This window comes from Pseudomonas sp. PDM17, from assembly GCF_014851985.1.
Classification (GTDB): domain Bacteria; phylum Pseudomonadota; class Gammaproteobacteria; order Pseudomonadales; family Pseudomonadaceae; genus Pseudomonas.
Window position 1 is genome coordinate 807,743 of the sequence record NZ_JACVAT010000002.1, and the last position, 15,910, is coordinate 823,652.

Annotated in this window: 12 protein-coding genes; 7 read left to right on the top strand and 5 right to left on the bottom strand. The window is 65.8% G+C overall.

Annotation, left to right across the window (positions count from 1 at the left end):
* Positions 1–45: 45 nt before the first annotated feature.
* The 5 genes from IB256_RS09345 (at position 46) to fhuB (ending at position 8,643) form a co-directional block, all read left to right on the top strand.
* Positions 46–1,074 (top strand): FecR family protein, encoded by a 1,029-nt coding sequence (locus tag IB256_RS09345; protein ID WP_192402270.1) that lies wholly within the window; start codon positions 46–48, stop codon positions 1,072–1,074.
* Between the two features lie 284 nt (positions 1,075–1,358).
* Positions 1,359–3,047 carry a cyclic peptide export ABC transporter gene (locus IB256_RS09350; RefSeq protein WP_192295828.1) on the top strand — a complete coding sequence of 563 codons (1,689 nt, stop codon included), beginning with the start codon at positions 1,359–1,361 and terminating at the stop codon, positions 3,045–3,047.
* Between the two features lie 171 nt (positions 3,048–3,218).
* Positions 3,219–5,609 carry a TonB-dependent siderophore receptor gene (locus IB256_RS09355; RefSeq protein WP_192295827.1) on the top strand — a complete coding sequence of 797 codons (2,391 nt, stop codon included), beginning with the start codon at positions 3,219–3,221 and terminating at the stop codon, positions 5,607–5,609.
* A 126-nt stretch (positions 5,610–5,735) separates the two neighbouring features.
* The gene (locus IB256_RS09360) at positions 5,736–6,641 is read left to right on the top strand and encodes an ABC transporter substrate-binding protein (protein ID WP_192402271.1); all 906 of its coding nucleotides are present in this window, start codon (positions 5,736–5,738) and stop codon (positions 6,639–6,641) included.
* A complete protein-coding gene (fhuB, locus tag IB256_RS09365; protein WP_192402273.1) occupies positions 6,634–8,643 on the top strand; it encodes a Fe(3+)-hydroxamate ABC transporter permease FhuB in 2,010 nt (669 codons plus the stop codon). The genes IB256_RS09360 and fhuB overlap by 8 nt, the downstream gene beginning before the upstream one ends.
* Before the next feature lie 257 nt (positions 8,644–8,900).
* On the opposite strand, the gene catA is transcribed toward fhuB, so the two are convergent.
* Both catA and hpaC read right to left on the bottom strand, forming a co-directional pair.
* Positions 8,901–9,833: a catechol 1,2-dioxygenase gene (catA, locus tag IB256_RS09370; protein WP_192402275.1), complete on the bottom strand. Its 933-nt coding sequence runs from the start codon at positions 9,831–9,833 to the stop codon at positions 8,901–8,903.
* A gap of 33 nt (positions 9,834–9,866) precedes the next feature.
* Entirely contained in the window at positions 9,867–10,388 is a 522-nt protein-coding gene (gene hpaC, locus IB256_RS09375; protein WP_081519852.1) for a 4-hydroxyphenylacetate 3-monooxygenase, reductase component, read from the bottom strand.
* Positions 10,389–10,669: 281 nt separating this feature from the next.
* Between hpaC and IB256_RS09380 the strand changes: the two genes are divergently transcribed.
* On the top strand, positions 10,670–11,296 hold the full coding sequence (locus IB256_RS09380) for a response regulator transcription factor (RefSeq protein ID WP_138215629.1): 627 nt from the start codon (positions 10,670–10,672) through the stop codon (positions 11,294–11,296).
* Between the two features lie 37 nt (positions 11,297–11,333).
* On the opposite strand, the gene IB256_RS09385 is transcribed toward IB256_RS09380, so the two are convergent.
* Together IB256_RS09385 and IB256_RS09390 are read right to left on the bottom strand one after the other, a co-directional pair.
* On the bottom strand, positions 11,334–12,323 hold the full coding sequence (locus IB256_RS09385) for an asparaginase (protein WP_192402277.1): 990 nt from the start codon (positions 12,321–12,323) through the stop codon (positions 11,334–11,336).
* Positions 12,324–12,412: 89 nt separating this feature from the next.
* The gene (locus tag IB256_RS09390; RefSeq protein WP_192296110.1) at positions 12,413–13,855 is read right to left on the bottom strand and encodes an alanine/glycine:cation symporter family protein; all 1,443 of its coding nucleotides are present in this window, start codon (positions 13,853–13,855) and stop codon (positions 12,413–12,415) included.
* 168 nt (positions 13,856–14,023) lie between these two features.
* On the opposite strand from IB256_RS09390, the gene IB256_RS09395 reads away from it, so the two are divergent.
* Positions 14,024–14,842 (top strand): helix-turn-helix domain-containing protein, encoded by an 819-nt coding sequence (locus IB256_RS09395; protein WP_192210664.1) that lies wholly within the window; start codon positions 14,024–14,026, stop codon positions 14,840–14,842.
* 28 nt (positions 14,843–14,870) lie between these two features.
* Here the strand turns inward: IB256_RS09395 and IB256_RS09400 are convergent, their stop codons facing one another.
* Entirely contained in the window at positions 14,871–15,755 is an 885-nt protein-coding gene (locus IB256_RS09400; protein WP_192402279.1) for a DMT family transporter, read from the bottom strand.
* Between the last annotated feature and the right edge of the window lie 155 nt (positions 15,756–15,910).

Consider the following 15,910-nt stretch of genomic DNA (forward strand, 5'->3'; position numbering starts at 1 on the left):
AAGAAAGTGTGATATCGGCCGCAAACGGCCTTACCGAGATTCCCGATGACCAGCTCCCCCGCCCCGTTCGACGATGACCGCATCAGCGCCGAAGCTGCGCACTGGTGCACGCGTCTGCACGACGAAGAGTGCAGCGATGCCGAGCGCGCCGAGTTTGCGCAATGGCTCGCGCTCGATACGCGGCACGAGGTCGAATACCAGGCGATGCTGGACATCTGGCAGCTCTCGGAGCTGCTGCCGCCGACACCACGAGCCGCCCCCGCACCGATAGCTCCCGCGCCACTGAGCGGCCGCCGCCTCCGCAGCAGCGCTCGCCGCCCTCGCAGTGGCAAGCGCATCGCCGCCGTGGCCGCTGGCGTGCTGGTGGCCATCGGCGCCGTATGGTCGGCAGGCTGGTCCGCCGGCTGGCTGCCCTCGAAGGTCGGCTACTACGCCGCGCAGCCCGGCGCGCGCGAGGTGGAACTGGCCGACGGCTCGAAAGTCGAGCTCAACAGCAACTCGCAACTGTACTTCGCCGACTTCCGCGACCGCCGCAGCGCCTGGTTGAAAAGCGGCGGCGAGGCGTACTTCCGGGTGACCCACGACACCCTGCAACCCTTCTCGGTCTACACCGACAACGGCAGCGTGCGGGTTACCGGTACGCGCTTCAACGTCTGGACCGACCCGCACCAGATGCTGGTCACCCTGCTCGAAGGCTCGGTGGTGGTCAGCCCGCCCGACAGCGTCGACGGCAACAGCGCCCAGCTCACGCCGGGCATGCAGGCGCGCTACAGCCAGGGTAGCCAGCGCATCGAACTGGCCCAGGTCGCACCCGCCGGCGCCATTGCCTGGATCGAAGGCAAGCTGGTGATCGATGACCTGACGCTGCAGTCGGCCATCCCGCTGATCAACCGCTACCTCAAGCAGCCGGTGTTCCTCGACGATGCCGCCGTTGCCGCTATGCGCATCGGCGGCATCTACCGCACCGACGACCTGCAGGCGCTGGTGGATTCGCTGCCCAAGGTGCTGCCGCTGGAGCTGCGCAAGGACAACCAGGGCCGCACCGTACTGGCCAGCCGTTACGCGCAGCTCTAGCCAGGCTGGCGGATAACCCGTTGCGGGTTCTGCGCCCTGCACTGCCGCACCGTAACTCCCCGTAGGGCGGATAACGCGCCAGCGTTATCCGCCGTCTAGCGACCGAGAACTGACGAGTCCACCCCCCGCTTGTTTGAGAGGCTTTCGCAAATTCTCTTCAGTTTTTCCCACGCTCATTCGTCTTGATAGGAACGATTCGGATTTGCCGATGATTTCCTGATTCGCGCGCCGTCTCGCCCCGTTGTGCGGCCTGCCCCCTGGCAGGCTGGATCCAGGAAAAGACGATGCAAACACCCGCTCCAAGCGCCTTTCGCGAGATGCTCAAACTGCTGCGGCCTCACTGGTTGCCGCTGACCGCTGCCACCTTGCTGGGGATTCTCGGCGGCTCGGCCATCACCGCGCTGCTGGCCACCATCAACTACAGCCTGCATTCGCAAGGCGGCATGCCCGCCGGCCTGCTGCTGGGCTTCGCCGGGCTGTGTGTGCTGGCGCTGCTGGGCTCGATCATTTCCGACATGGGCACCAACTACGTCGGCCAGCACGTGATCGCGCGGCTGCGCAAGGACCTGGGCAGCAAGATCATCTCCGCACCCATCGAGCAGATCGAGCGCTACCGCAGCCACCGGCTGATCCCGGTGCTGACCCACGACATCGACACCATCAGCGACTTCGCCTTCGCCTTCGCGCCGCTGGCGGTCGCCCTGACTACCACGCTTGGCTGCCTGGGCTACCTGGCCTGGTTGTCGCCGCCGATGTTCCTCGCCACCGCCGTCGCCATCGTCGTCGGCAGCGCCGTGCAGTACGTCGCGCGAGCCAAGGGCATCAAGGGCTTCTTCGAGGCACGGGACAAGGAAGACGAACTGCAGAAGCACTACCGCGCCATCGCCGAGGGCGCGAAGGAGCTGCGCATCAGCCGTCCGCGGCGCTTCCAGCACTACAGCGAACGCCTGCAGGGTACCGCCGACGAAATCTGTGACATCCAGCTGCGCTCGATCAACCTGTTCAACGTCGCCAAGGGCTTCGGCTCGACGCTGTTCTTCATCGTCATCGGCGTGGCGCTGGCCTACCAATCGCTGTGGCCGAGCACCGACCAGGCCACCCTGTCCGGTTTCATCCTGGTACTGCTGTATATGAAGGGGCCGCTGGAAGGCCTGATCGGCCAGCTGCCGGTGGTGACCCGCGCCCAGGTCGCGTTCCGCCGCATTGCCGAGCTGTCGGTGCGCTTCTCCTCGCCGGAGCCGAACCTGCTGCTGGCCGATGACGGTCGCAAGCCACTGGACTTCCAGTCCATCGAGCTGCGCGACCTGGCCTACCACTACCCCACCGACGACGGCTCCCGTGGATTTGGCGTCGGCCCGCTGAACCTCAAGGTCAGCCGTGGCGAAATCCTCTTCATTGCCGGCGAGAACGGTTGCGGCAAGACCACGATGATCAAGCTGCTGCTCGGCCTCTACGCCCCACGCGGCGGGGAGCTGCTGCTCAACGGCGAGCCGGTGACCGATGCCGGCCGCGACGATTACCGCCAGCTGTTCACCACCATCTTCGCCGACTATTTCCTCTTCGAAGACCTGCTCAAGGGCAGCCAGGACGTCCCGGCCGAAGCCGGCCGTTATCTGGAACGCCTGGAGATCGCCCACAAGGTCAGCCTTGAAGGCCAGGAGTTCTCCACCACCGACCTCTCGACCGGCCAGCGCAAGCGCCTGGCGCTGGTGCAGGCATGGCTGGAGAAGCGCCCGGTGCTGGTGTTCGACGAGTGGGCGGCGGACCAGGACCCGGAATTCCGCCGGATTTTCTACACCGAGCTGCTGCCCGAGCTTCGCGCCCAGGGCAAGACGCTGATCGTGATTTCCCACGACGACCGCTACTTCGACGTCGCGGATCGCCTGCTGCGCATGAGCGCCGGGCAGATCGTGGAGATCGAGGACCACCGCGCTACAGCGCCACGAGGTGGTTCCGGCATGGCCATGCACTGACGGCCCGGCGGCCAGGAAGGCCGCCCTTTCCTGCCGCCGTCACTCAGCAACAAAAAAAGATCGAAAGGATTTTTCCGGTTTTCTCCAGCCGGCGCGTCACATAAAGCTGAATCATTCTTATTAGAAATTGCATTACAAGATCATGCCTTCAAGGTTAAAGGAGCTAAACAAGTGAGTCGCAATCGCTACGCGCTGCAATCCCAGCACAAGGTGAAGCCTCTGGCCCGTCTGGTCCGCGCCACCGCCCTGGGGATGGTATTGGCGGCTTCCGCCGTCGAGGCCGCCCCGGTCCGCATCGACATCCCGGCCCAGTCCCTGGCTTCCGCGCTCACCAGCCTGGGCGCGCAGTCGAACCTGCAGATCGTCTTCAACCAGAGCCAGGTGCAGAACCTGCGCGCACCCGGCGTGCGCGGCGAGATGGAGCCCGCCCAGGCGCTGGAGCGCCTGCTGCAGGGTACCGGCATCAAGTACCAGGTCGAAGGCAGCCGCGTAACCCTGCTGGGCGCCGACTCCGCCAGCGGCGACACCCTGAACATGTCCGCCCAGGTCATCACCGGTACTGTCGAGGGTGAAGACAGCTACGTGCCGCGCACCTCCAACAGTGGCAGCAAGACCGACACCCCGCTGCTGGAAATCCCCCAGTCGATCTCGGTGATCACCCGCAAGCAGATGGACGCTCAGGGCGCGCAGACCGTGACCGAAGCGCTGCGCTATGTGCCCGGCGTCAAGGTGGAAGCCTATGGCCTGGACCCGAAAGGCTTCGACTGGCTGTACATCCGCGGCTTCAACGCCCAGGCCACCAGCGACTACCTCAATGGGCTGCGTCAGCAGAACAACAGCTACGCCTTCTTTCGCAGCGAGCCCTATGCCTTCGAGCGCATCGACGTGGTCCGTGGCCCGTCCTCCAGCCTGTTCGGCATGGGTGACGCCGGCGGTATCGTCAACCGTGTGAGCAAGAAGCCCACTGCCAACCACATCAACGAAGTCGAGCTGACTGGCGGCAACCATGACCGCAAGCAGGGCCAGTTCGATCTCGGCGGCGCGCTGGACGACCAGAACCAGTTCCTCTACCGCGTGGTGGGCCTGGCCCGCGACGCCAACACCCAGGCCGAGTACGACGACGGCCACGAGGTCGAGGACGACCGCTACTACATCGCCCCGTCCTTCACCTGGGCGCCTGACGAAGACACCAGCCTGACCCTGCTCACCGACTTCCTGCGGGACCGCAACTCCGGCTCGATCTTCGACTACAGCGTCAACGGCCACCCCACCGGCACCCTGCTCGGCGACCACAACTACAACCACTTCGACCAGGATCAGTACACCCTGGGCTACGAGTTTCGCCATCGCTTCAACGACACCTGGGAATTCCGCCAGAACGCGCGCTACGGCCAGGTCGACCTGATCTTCAACAACCTGCTGCCGCAACTGCAGGTGGGGCGGAACATCATCCGCACCGCGGATCGCTTCGACCAGCACATGGACACCTTCAACCTGGACAACCAGCTGCAGGCCAACTTCGACACCGGCTCCATCAAGCACACGCTGCTGATGGGCACGGACTACAGCTGGCAGGACGCCAATGTCGCGCGCTGGCGCACCCTCGGCCCGTCGCTGAACCTGGATAACCCGGTGTACGGCCAGAGTGTTCCGCGTCCGAACAAGGGCAACAGCATCCAGTCCATCGACTACGACCAGAACATCGAGCAGATCGGCGCCTACCTGCAGGACCAGGTCAAGTTCGACGACCACTGGATCCTCACCGCCGGTGGCCGCTACGACTACGTGCGCAATGACCTGGACAACCACGTCGGCGCCCACAGCATGCAGAAGGACAACGCCTTCACCGGTCGCGTCGGCCTGACCTACCTGACCGACTTCGGCCTGGCGCCCTACGTCAGCTACTCCGAGTCCTTCGTGCCCAACACCGGCATCAGCTCCGACGGCAGCGCCTTCAAGGCCAGCGAAGCGCACCAGTACGAAGCGGGCGTGAAGTTCCAGCCGGACGAAACCCTGCTGATCACCCTCGCCGCCTACGAGCTGACCAAGGAGAACATCCTCACCAACCAGCTGAACGCCAACGGCGTGCCCACCGGCTTCAGCGAAGCCACCGGCGAGCAGCGTTCGCGCGGCATCGAGGCCGAGCTGAAAGCCAAGCTGGACCAGAACTGGGACCTGCTGGCCTCGTACACCTACACCAAGGCCAAGATCACCAAGAGCAACGACGCCAACGAAGGCAACCGCCCGGCCAACGTGCCCGAGCACATGGCCAACGGCTGGCTGAATTACACCTTCCACGAAGGTGCGGTCGACGGTCTCTCCATCGGCGGCGGCGTGCGCTATACCGGCTCGCTCTACGGCAACAACGCCAACACCTACCACGTCGACAACTACACCCTGTTCGACGCCGGCGTGAGCTACCCGCTGAACAAGAACGTGACCCTCTCGGTGAACGCCCAGAACCTGCTGGACGAGGAATATGCCGCGACCTGCGACAGTCCGATTTCCTGCTACCCGGGCCTGCGCCGCACCGTCATGACCAGCGTGAAGTACAGCTGGTAAGGCACCGACGGAGGCGGCCGCGCGCCGGTTCCGCCTGCTGTTTCCGGGCTCCCTGTTCGCAGGGGGCCCTTTGCCGTTTCAAAGGCGTGTTGTTTCAAGAGCCCCGTTTTACGCGAGGAGTAGTGCATGTCCCTCACCCGTCGCCACCTGCTGCAGGGCCTCGCCATCGGCGGGCTGGCCTGCGCCTCCGGCCTCCCGGTACTCGCCGGCGAGCGTCTGACGCGAATCGTCGCGCTCAACTGGGTGGCCGCCGAGACACTGCTGACCCTGGGCGTGCCGCCTCTGGCGATCTCCGACGACCATTACTACCGGGTACGCATGCCCACTCAACCGTTGCCCGAGAGCGTGCGCGACGTGGGGCCGTACTGGGAACCGAACCTCGAACTGATCCAGCAGCTGCAACCGCAACTGATCCTCAGCGACCCGATGACCCCGACCCTGGAACGCCGCCTCAACGGCATCGCGCCGACCGAGCGGGTGGCCATCTACCCGGCCGCCGACGGCGCCTGGCGCGCCACCACCGAATTCATGAACGACCTGGCACGGCGTCTCGGCGTCGAACAGGTCGCCGCTGATTACATCGCCGCAGGCGAGCAGCGTCTGGCCGAGCTGCGCGGGAAACTGGCGAGCCGCCCGCTGCCGCCGGTGTGCGTCGCGGTGCTCAACCAGGACGGCCGCCACGCTGCCGTCTACGGGAAAAACAGCATGGTGCAGGACGTGCTCGACCGCCTCGGCGTCGAGAATGCCTGGCAAGGCCCCGTCGGCCCGGTGGGGCTGGCCATGGTCAGCATCGAAAGGCTGGCTGAGCGCCCGGACGCGCACCTGGTCTACGTCGACATCCCCACCACCTCGGCACGCCTGCAGAGCCTGCGACAGCCCAACGATCTCTGGGCCAACCTCCCCGCCGTACGCCAGGGCCACACGCTAACGCTGCAGCGTTTCTACCCCTATGCCGGCGCCGCCTCGGTGCTCGACCTTGCCGAACGCATCGCCGCCTACCTGGACAGCGCCACGGAGGTCGCCCATGTCTGAATCGACTCTCGACCTCGCCGCCCCACGCAGCGCTCTGCCGCTGGGCCCGGCGATATGCACGCTGGTGCTGGCGACCCTCGCTGGCCTGCTGGTGTTCCATGGCCTGCAAGGCGCCCTGCCCCGCGACCTCTGGTGGCAGGCACTGTGGTCGCCGGACCTGGACGACGTTCGCCAAGTGCTGCTGCACTTCAGCTTCTTCCCGCGCCTGGCGGTGAGCCTGATGGCCGGCGCCGCACTGGCCCTGGCCGGCACGCTGTTCCAGCAAATCCTGCGCAACCCGCTGGCGGAACCGGTGACCCTCGGCGTCTCTGCCGGCGCCAACCTCGCCCTATCGGCCGCCACCATCTTCGCCCCGACCCTACTGGTGCACGGCCTGGAAGCCGTCACCCTGACCGGCGCGGCACTGGCGGCCTGCCTGCTGTTCGCCTTCGCCTGGGGCCGCACCCTGTCGCCGCTGCGCTTCATCCTCGCCGGCATGGTCATCAGCCTGTACTGCGTGTCGCTCAACGCGCTGCTGGTGCTGTTCAACCACGATTACCTGATCGACCTGCTGCTCTGGCAGGCCGGTTCGCTGAACCAGAGTGGCTGGGACGGCGTGCTCTATCTCTCCCCGCGCCTGGCAGTGGCCATGGTCATCGCGCTACTGATGGTGCGCCCGCTGGCCGCGCTGGGGCTCGAAGATGAAGGTGCCGCGGCGGTGGGCGTGAACCTGCTGCGCACCCGCGTAATGGGCCTGGCCGTGGCTGTGGCGCTGAGCGCGTTCGTCACCAGTGCCGTGGGCATGCTGGCTTTCGTCGGCCTTGCCGCGCCGGCCATTGCGCGGCTGTGCGGTGCGCGCACGCTCAAGCAACGCCTGATCTGGGCGCCGCTGCTGGGCGCCGCGCTGCTCTGCGTGGTGGACCAGATCGCCCGCGAACTGTCGCGCTTCGCCGGGGAAATTCCCGCCGGCATTCTCACCGGCATCTTCAGCGTGCCGCTACTGCTGTGGCTGCTCAGCCGCCAGCGCAGCGGCGGCATCGTCCCGCGTCCGGCGCCGGCCAAGCCGCAGCGCGAGCACCCGTGGCGGCTGATCACCGGCGCGGCGGTCCTGCTCGGTCTGCTGACCTTGCCGGCCATCTACTTCGCGGTGGACGCCAATGGCTGGCACTGGGGGGATGCCGGCCTGAGCGACGCCATCGCTCAATGGCGCCTGCCGCGCGTGCTCGGTTCACTGGCAGCCGGCGCCATGCTCGCCGTGGCCGGCCTGCTGGTGCAGCGCCTGACCGGCAACCCCATGGCCAGCCCGGAAGTGCTGGGCGCCACCTCGGGTTCGGCGATCGCCGTGCTGGTGCTGTTCCTGGTGATACCGCAGCCGCAGGCCTACATGGTCCCGGCAGCCAGCATCGGCGCACTGCTCACCCTCGGCCTGCTGCTGTGGTTCGCCTGGCGCAAGACCTTCAATGCCGAGCGCCTGCTGCTCACCGGCGTGTGCCTGACCACCCTGCTGCACTCGCTGAGCACCTTGCTGCTGGCCAGCGGCGACCCGCGCATGACGGCGATGATGAGCTGGATGACCGGCTCGACCTATCAGGTGGACGTGCTGTCGGCGAGCACCGGGCTGGTAGTCGGCGCGGTGATGATCGGCGTCAGCCTGCTGCTCGCTCGCCCGCTGGACCTGCTGACACTGGGCAACGGCACGGCGGCTGCGCTGGGATTGCGGTTGCGTCTGAGTCACCTGACGATCCTGCTGACTGCCGCGGTGCTCACGGCTACCGCGACCATCATCGTCGGCCCGCTGAGTTTCGTCGGTCTGATCGGCCCGCACATCGCCCGCCACCTCGGCGTACGCCGCGCCGCCCCGCAAGTGCTGCTGAGTGCGGTGGCCGGGGCGCTGATCATGGTGGTGGCGGACTGGCTGGGGCGGAACATCGCCTATCCTTGGCCGGTGTCGGCGGGATTGCTGGCGGCGTTCATCGGTTGCCCGTACTTCCTCTGGCTGATGCATCGGGAGCGACGGGGCTGAACTGAGCGTTTCCGAATACAGCGGACCTTGTCCGCTGTTCGCGAGCATGGCTCGCTCCTACAGGTGTGCGCCGGATCTGAGCTTGTAGGAGCTGGCCATGCCTGCGACAGCCCTAACGCCGGAACGACAGAGAGCTTTGCGTAGGATGGGTGGAGCGCAGCGATACCCATGCTGCAGGTGCACGGAATGATGGGTATCGCTGCGCTCCACGCCATCCTACGGTGAGGATTTCGGCAAGGCCGATGCGTTGGCGGGAATCAGGCTTCCTGCAGCGCGCGGGGACGGTTGCTGCGGTCCTCGGCATCGACGGAAACCGCCTGCTGCAGCTGGAAGTCGAACTCGATCTCGGCGAAGCGCCCTTCCACACCGCGAGCCTTGGCAGCAGCCGCGTCTTCGACGAAACGCACCTCGCCGATCAGCCCGTCTCGGGTGGCGTAGGCGAAGTCGTCCCACAGGTACTGATCACCCGCGAGGTTGATCTGCGTGGTCAGGTGGCGATGCCCCGGCGCGGAGATGAAGAAGTGGATGTGCGCCGGGCGCTGGCCGTGGCGACCGAGCTGGTCGAGCAGCTCCTGGGTCGGGCCGTCCGGCGGGCAGCCGTAGCCGCTGGGCACGATGCTGCGGGCCTTGTAGCGGCCTTCGGCGTCGGTGACGATGCGCCGGCGCAGGTTGAACTCGGACTGGGTGCTATCGAAGTACGAGTAGGTACCCTGGGTGTTGGCGTGCCAGAGGTCGACCACGGCGCCAGCCAGCGGCTTGCCCTGGGGGTCGAACACGCGGCCGGAAAGGAACATCACGGTACCCGCGTCCTTGCCGTCGTCCATCCGCGCTTCGCCTTCGGACAGCGGCGCGCCGGCCACATACAGCGGGCCTTCGATGGTGCGCGGGGTACCGCCGCCGATGCCGGCAGCCGCGTCCTGGGCGTCCAGCAGCAGGTCGAGGTAGTGCTCGACGCCGAGGCCGGCGACGACCAGGCCGGCTTCCTGGCGGGAGCCGAGTCGGTTGAGGTAGTCCACCGCTTTCCAGAACTCGTCGGGGGTGACGTTCATGTCTTCGATCAGTTTCGCGGAGTCCTGCAGGATGCGCAGGACGAGGTTCTTCACGCGCGGGTTGCCCTGGTCATTCAGGGCGCCGCTGGCCTCTTCGAAGAACTTCTGGATGTCGGCAGTCTGGGAAATCTTCAGGGTCACAGTGATTACCTCGTTCTTGTTGTTAGATAGGGATCAACTGGCGCAGCGCACGGCCTCGCGGTCGACGCGATGGAAGACGCGGTTGAAGTACACGAGGCTGTCCTGGCGCTCGCGCACCGCGACCTTTTCCAGCTCGACGAACATCACCGTGTGCGAGCCGACTTCCTTGCAGTCGCTGATCCGCCCTTCCAGGCTGACCAGCGCCTGGCGCAGCACCGGCAGGCCGGCGTAGCCGTCATCCCAGAGGTCCCAGGTGAAGCGCTCTTCCATGGACACCTTGGTCATCCCGGCGAAGTGCTTCGCCAGTTCTTCCTGCTCTCCGCACAGCACGTTGACGCAAAGATGGCCGTTGCTGCGGAACACATCGTGGGTAGCGCTGCCGCGGTTGACGCAGACCAGCACGGTGGGCGGCGAGTCGGTGACCGAGCAGACCGCGCTGGCGGTGATGCCGCAGCGGCCTTCCGGGCCGTTGGTGGTGATGATGTTCACCGCCGCGGGCAGCTGCGCCATGGCGTTGCGGAAGTCGATCTGGGTCTGGCTGAGGGTGTTGGCCATTTCTTCGCTCCTATTTGCCGGAGTGGCATGTGCTGGAGTGGCCGGCACGCCCGGCCTTTCTTGTATGGGGCCAGCGTAGGGCAGCGCGGCGGCGCGCCATATTCAGACGATCACCACGCTTTGCGGTGGTGGCCGCTAGTCATCTAGGTGGTTTCTTTATCGTCAGCACCGGCGACTATGGGTATGCTCCGGGCATGCCATTCCGACGACCGCGGCAAAAGCCCGGCGTACGCGGCCTACGTGCAGCTCTACAACGATAAGAAAGAAAGTGGCAACGCCTGATGGAAGCTAGAAAACCCGTGGTCTACATCGTCGACGACGACAAGGACCTGCGCACCTCCCTCGCCTGGCTGCTCGAATCAGTCAGCATCGAATCGCTTTGCTTTGGCGGCGCCGAGGAGTTCCTGCGCGAATACGACCCAAGGCTCCCCGCCTGCCTGGTGCTCGACGTGCGCATGCCCGAGACCAGCGGCTTTCAGCTGCAGGAGATGCTCAACGACAAGGGCATCAACCTGCCGACCATCTTCGTCACCGCCCATGGCGACATCCCGATGTCGGTGAAGGCGATGAAGAACGGCGCGCTGGATTTCGTCGAGAAGCCCTACAACCCGCAACAGATGCTGGACCGCATCCAGGCGGCGCTGAAAAGCGCAGTACAGGTGCACGCGGGCCAGGAGCAGAAGCAGAACCTGCAGCACAAGCTCGACCTGCTCACCGGGCGGGAACGGGAAATCCTGATGATGGTGGTGGACGGCAAGGCCAGCAAGGTCATCGCCCGCGAGCTGAACATCAGCGTCAAGACGGTCGATGTGCACCGCACCAAGATCAAGGAAAAGATGGGCGTCAGCAGCATCGCCATGCTGGTGCGCGAGGTGCTCAACGTACCGGTGGAAGAATCGCGCCCCTGAGCGGGGCGCGTTCCTTTTCGGTCAATCAATCAGTCGATCAGTCGACTCGCTCGCCGCACAGGTCGAGGGCGAACAGTCGCTCCACGTCCGCAGCAGCCAGGCCGCAGCCCAGCAGGCTGAACAGCTTGCCCAGTGCCGCTTCACGGGTCATGCCGCCACCAGACACCAGTCCGGCATCGCGCAGGCGGCTGCCGGCGGCATACACGTCGAAGGCTACATGGCCCTGCGGGCACTGGCTGATCGCCGCCAGCACCACGCCTCGAGCGTGGGCTTCGCGCAGCGCGGCCAGCAGGTCTTCATTGTCCGAAGGGCCAGTGCCGCTACCGAAACACTCCAGCAGCAGCGCCTGAACGCCGCTACTCAGCAGCGCCCGCAGGTGCTCGGCGCGCAGTCCAGGGAACAGCGGCAGCACCGCGAGATTCACCGCTTGCCGCGGCTGGCGGTAGCTCAGCTCGGCGGGCAGCGACTCAACGCGCTCCCCATTTCGCTCGCGCGGCAGTACGGCGAACGCATCGAAGGCATCACTGCGCAGCTTGGTGATACGGGCGCCATGCATCAGCTCGCCGTTGAAATACAGCCATACACCCGGCTCGACGCCGGTTTCCAGCGCCTTCAGTGCGCCCAGCAGGTTGCCCGGCGCGTCGCTGCCCGGCGCGCCCATGGGCTGCATGGAACCGGTCAGCACGACGGGCACATCGAGACCCAGCAGCAGGAACGACAGCGCAGCGGCGCTGTAAGCCAGGGTGTCGGTGCCGTGCAGCACCAGTACGCCGTCATGGCCGCTCTGCTCCACCGCATTGACGATGGCGTCGCGCATGGCCAGCCAGTTGGCCTGGGTCATGTTGGCGCTGTCGAGCAGCGGTTGCAGCTCCGCGAAGGACCAATCGAGGCGAATCTCGCCATGGCCTTGCAGCTGTTCGCGCATGCGAGCTTCGAAGCCGCCAGCCGGCGCCAGGCCTTCGGCGGTCTGCAGCATGCCGATGGTGCCGCCGGTATAGAGGACGAAGAGGTTCTTCACGCGACGCATGCCAGTGCTCTTGTAGGAAAGTTCACAGGATAAACCGCGAGGCCGGGAGAAGTCCCGGCCTCGCGTGTCAGACCTTGGTCCGAGAAGGATCAGCCCTGAGCCGGCAGGCTGCCGTGGGCCGGAGCGGTCGAGTTGATCTTGTGGGCATCGCGCCAGGCATCGTGGTCGATGTCCAGGTCGGCGAACTTGCTGGCGTCGAACACCGGGCGCTCGATGCCGGCGGCGCGCTGCTCGTCGTAGTCGCGCATCACGCGCAGGCCGGTCTTGATCAGCATCGCCAGGGCCACCAGGTTGACGAAGGCCAGGCAGGTCATGGTGATGTCGGCGAAGGCGAACACGGTGCCCAGGTTCTGCATCGAGCCCCAGAGGATCAGGCCCAGCACCAGCACGCGGAAGGCGATCAGCGCGGAACGGCTGCGGCCGACGATGAACTGCAGGGCGTTCTCGCCGAGGTAGTAGTTGTAGGTGATGCAGGTGAACACGAACAGCGACAGCGCGACGCTGACGAAGATGCGGCCCCAGTCACCGACCACCGCGGCCAGCGAGTTCTGGGTCAGGGTGATGCCGTCGCCTTCGAAGCCCGGCGTATAGAAGCCCGAGAGCAGGATCAGCAGCGCGGTGCAGGTGCAGATGACGAAGGTGTCGAGGAACACGCTGAACGCCTGGACCACGCCCTGAGACGCCGGGTGACGCACGGCGGCGACGGCGGCCACGTTCGGCGCACTGCCCAGGCCCGCTTCGTTGGCGAACACGCCACGCTTGACGCCCATCACGATGGCCGCACCCAGCAGGCCGGCGAACGCCGGTTCCAGGCCGAAGGCACTCTTGACGATGGTGGTCAGCATGCCCGGCACCAGTTCGATCTGGGTGACGATCACGTAGAGGGTCACGGCGATGTAGGCCAGGGTTTTCACCGGCACCAGCAGGTCGGAGACCGCAGCGATGCGCTGGATGCCGCCGAAGAACACCACGGCCAGCAGCACGGCCAGGGCGATGCCCGAGTACAGCACCGGGATGTCGAAGGCGTTCTGCAGCGAGTGGGTCACGGTGAAGGCCTGCAGGCCGTTGAAGGCGAAGCCGTAGGTAACCAGCAGCAGGACCGCGAAGGTCATGGCCATCCAGCGCAGCTTCAGGCCGTGCTGGATATAGTAGGCCGGGCCGCCGCGGTACAGGCCATCGCCGTCGCTGCGCTTGTAGACCTGGGCCAGGGTGCACTCGAAGAAGCTGCTGGACATGCCCACCAGCGCGGTGACCCACATCCAGAACACGGCGCCGGGGCCGCCCAGGGTCACGGCGATGCCGACACCGGCGATGTTACCGGCGCCCACGCGGCCGGCGAGGCTCAGCATCAGGGCCTGGAACGAGCTCAGCTGGCCGGACTGGCCGCGGATCGATTCCTTGAACACGCCGAACATGTGGCCGAAGTGGCGGAACTGGACGAAACGGGAACGGATGGTGAAGTACGCACCGAGTCCTACGATGAGGACGATGAGGACTTTCCCGGAGAGAAAATCGTTGATCGCGTCGAGCATGTGCTGGGGCCTCGATTGTTATTGTGGGAGCACGGACCTGGGGCTGGCCCGCTCACTGGGGGCGCATGGTTGCGCCCGAAGCCTCCCGAAACAATTTCGCGGCTTGCTACGAATTGATGCTACCTGACGCTATAATTGCGCCAGTCGCATCACCTGGACCTGGCACAAATGTCCGAAAACCTCGGCCCCAACCTCAAATTGCTTTGCGCTCACTACCGCTCTATCTCGGAGGTTTGCCGCAAGCTCGCGATCAATCGCGCGCAGTTCAACAAGTACCTCGGCGGGCAGAGCCAGCCCACTCCTTTCAACCTCAAGAGGATTGGAGATTTCTTCGGCGTCGAGGATTACGAACTGCAATTGCCGCCGGAGCAGTTCGCCCGCCTGATCGGTGCGCGCGGCACTTCGCCGGCCAACGTGCAGCGCGACGACCCGCTGCTGGAGATGCTTCGCCCGCTGCGCGACCACGCGGGCAACCTGTCGCGCTATTGCGGCTATTACTTCGAGTATTCCAACTGCATGTCGGTGCCCGGCTCGATCCTGCTGTCGCTGGTGCACCTCTACGAGCAGGACGGCAACTTCCTCTTCGAGCGTCAGGAGCGCCAGGAGCGTTCCAGCAGCACCGACGTGCAGGCCGAGGACTGGGTGCGCTGCCGCTACCTGGGCGCGGCCTTCCAGCTGCAGGACCGGCTGTTCCTGATGGACTACGAGTCGCTCACCGTCAACGAGATGAGCCAGACCATCCTCATCCCCAGCTTCAAGAGCCGCATCACTCGCCTGAATGGCCTGAAGACCGGCGTCTCCAGCGGCGACCGCCGCACTCCGGCGTGCACCCGCGTGGTCTGGGAATACCTGGGCCCGGAGATCAATCGCATCAGCGCCTATCGCCAGGTGAAGCTGTACCAGCCGGACGATCCGCGCATCGACGATGACGTGCGCCAGCGCCTGCAGGTCGGGCCGATCCGCCACGGCCTGTTCGAAATCGAGTAACGACGACTTTCGCAGGAGCGTCCCCTGGCTACCCTTTGCGGCTCTGCAACCACGCCGCCGCCAGCCCGCTGCCGCAGATCACCGCGATACCCAGCAGCGCGGACGGCTCCGGCGTATGGCCGAAGATCACGAAGCCCAGCAGCCCGGCGAAGACGATCTGGCAATAGCTGAAGGGTGCCAGCAGCGCCGGCGCGGCATGCTTGAAGGCCTGGGTCAGGAACAGGTGCGCAGTCATCCCGCAGGTGCCCAGGGCCAGCATCATCAGGCCATGCACCAGCCCTGGCCATTGCCAGAAGAACGGCACCAGCGCGCTGACGATCAGGGTGTTGCACAGTCCGGCGAAGAAGTTGCTGGTGGTCGGGCTGTCCACCTGGCTGAGCTTGCGCGTCAGCAACTGGTAGAAGCTGAAGCACAGCGCCGAGCCGAACGGCAGTAGCACCGCCGGGGTGAACAGGTCGCCACCGGGGTGGACGATGATCAGCACGCCGAAGAAGCCGACTATCACCGCCGACCATTGCCCGAAAGTCACCCGCTCGCCCAGCAGCGGCACCGACAATGCCGTCACCAGCAGCGGCGCGAGGAAGTTCACCGAGGTCGCCTCGGCCAGCGGGATGTACTGCAAGCCAGTGGTGAACAGGAAGCTGGTGCCCAGCAGGCACAGTGCGCGGGCTGTCTGCAGGAGCGGATGGCGGGTGCGCAGCACGGCAAGGCCGGCACGCGGCAGGAAGATGCCCGCCATCAGCAGCGTGTGCACCACGTAGCGCGCCCACACCACCATGACGATGGGATAAATGCTCGCCAGGTACTTGGACAGCGCGTCGTGGCTGGAGAACAGGAAGGTCGCCAGGACGATGAGCAGGATGCCCCTGAAGGGCTGGTGGACGCCGGACAACGGCGATTGGCTGGTACTCATCGACTCACGGGTTCATTAGGCAGATGCGGCTGGCGCGGGAAGCTCGAAAGCCTAGCAGGACGCACCGCAGAAAGAATCCGCCATGCCGCGCCGGGAGCACCTCGCGGGTCCGCTGGAAGGCCGGGCGATACGAGTCCCGCACGGCGTTGTTGCAG